Origin of the sequence: Klebsiella sp. JN_Kp126 (assembly GCF_033843325.1) — a bacterium.
GTDB lineage: Bacteria > Pseudomonadota > Gammaproteobacteria > Enterobacterales > Enterobacteriaceae > Klebsiella > Klebsiella michiganensis.
This window is the reverse complement of record NZ_JAWXQV010000023.1, coordinates 1-1825: the sequence shown is the minus strand read 5'-3', so window position 1 is coordinate 1825 and position 1825 is coordinate 1. Positions and strand designations below refer to the sequence as shown.

Below are 1825 nucleotides of genomic sequence, written 5' to 3'. Positions count from 1 at the left end.
CCTTGCTACAGAATATAAGTCGCTGACCCATTATACAAAAGGTACGCAGTCACCCCACCCCAAAACGCTCCACTGCCTGATTTTTGATGTTGAACGTCGCTTACGCTCCGTTAACCGTCCATCGCGCTGTCGTTACGCATTTTGCGCACCACGCAAAGCGAAACGCTTTGGTGGTGGGGCTCCTACTGCTTGTACGTACACGGTTTCAGGTTCTTTTTCACTCCCCTCGCCGGGGTTCTTTTCGCCTTTCCCTCACGGTACTGGTTCACTATCGGTCAGTCAGGAGTATTTAGCCTTGGAGGATGGTCCCCCCATATTCAGACAGGATACCACGTGTCCCGCCCTACTCTTCGAGTTCACAACCTGTGTGTTTTAGTGTACGGGAGTATCACCCTGTACCCTGCGACTTTCCAGACGCTTCCACTAACACACAAGCTGATTCAGACTCCGGGCTGCTCCCCGTTCGCTCGCCGCTACTGGGGGAATCTCGGTTGATTTCTTTTCCTCGGGGTACTTAGATGTTTCAGTTCCCCCGGTTCGCCTCGTTAACCTATGTATTCAGTTAACGATAGTGCAACGAATTGCACTGGGTTTCCCCATTCGGACATCGCCGGCTGTAACGGTTCATATCACCTTACCGACGCTTTTCGCAGATTAGCACGTCCTTCATCGCCTCTGACTGCCAGGGCATCCACCGTGTACGCTTAGTCGCTTAACCTCACAACCCGAAGATGTTTCGTAAAACATCGTCGTGTCGCGAAAATTTGAGAGACTCGAACACACATTAACTGTGTGTCGTTTCAATTTTCAGCTTGATCCAGATTTTTAAAGAGCAAAACTTCGCAGTGAACCTTTTCAGGTACACTCTGAAGTTTTCTTGTGTTGTGCAGTAAAGATGGTGGAGCTATGCGGGATCGAACCGCAGACCTCCTGCGTGCAAAGCAGGCGCTCTCCCAGCTGAGCTATAGCCCCATCGTAGTTAAATCTCATCAACCTTAATTTCTGTTGAGGCAAGGCGTGGTGACACGAAGCATACTTAAAGTATGTGAGTGTCGCCGCAACGCAGCATCAGCAGAAATTTGGTAGGCCTGAGTGGACTTGAACCACCGACCTCACCCTTATCAGGGGTGCGCTCTAACCACCTGAGCTACAAGCCTGCAGAGATTTTTTACTGCTACATTTTCATCAGACAATCTGTGTGAGCACTACAAAGGCAGGTTCTTTAAGGTAAGGAGGTGATCCAACCGCAGGTTCCCCTACGGTTACCTTGTTACGACTTCACCCCAGTCATGAATCACAAAGTGGTAAGCGCCCTCCCGAAGGTTAAGCTACCTACTTCTTTTGCAACCCACTCCCATGGTGTGACGGGCGGTGTGTACAAGGCCCGGGAACGTATTCACCGTGGCATTCTGATCCACGATTACTAGCGATTCCGACTTCATGGAGTCGAGTTGCAGACTCCAATCCGGACTACGACATACTTTATGAGGTCCGCTTGCTCTCGCGAGGTCGCTTCTCTTTGTATATGCCATTGTAGCACGTGTGTAGCCCTACTCGTAAGGGCCATGATGACTTGACGTCATCCCCACCTTCCTCCAGTTTATCACTGGCAGTCTCCTTTGAGTTCCCGACCGAATCGCTGGCAACAAAGGATAAGGGTTGCGCTCGTTGCGGGACTTAACCCAACATTTCACAACACGAGCTGACGACAGCCATGCAGCACCTGTCTCAGAGTTCCCGAAGGCACCAAAGCATCTCTGCTAAGTTCTCTGGATGTCAAGAGTAGGTAAGGTTCTTCGCGTTGCATCGAATTAAACCACATGCT

Annotated in this window: 2 tRNA genes and 2 rRNA genes; all 4 read right to left on the bottom strand. The window is 50.5% G+C overall.

The annotated features are described in order from the left end of the window. A 23S ribosomal RNA gene (locus tag SIK97_RS00935) occupies positions 1-718 on the bottom strand; the annotation flags it as partial. A 178-nt stretch (positions 719-896) separates the two neighbouring features. Next, positions 897-972, bottom strand: a tRNA-Ala gene (locus SIK97_RS00930). Between the two features lie 108 nt (positions 973-1080). After that, positions 1081-1157, bottom strand: a tRNA-Ile gene (locus tag SIK97_RS00925). Between the two features lie 71 nt (positions 1158-1228). Next, a 16S ribosomal RNA gene (locus SIK97_RS00920) occupies positions 1229-1825 on the bottom strand; the annotation flags it as partial.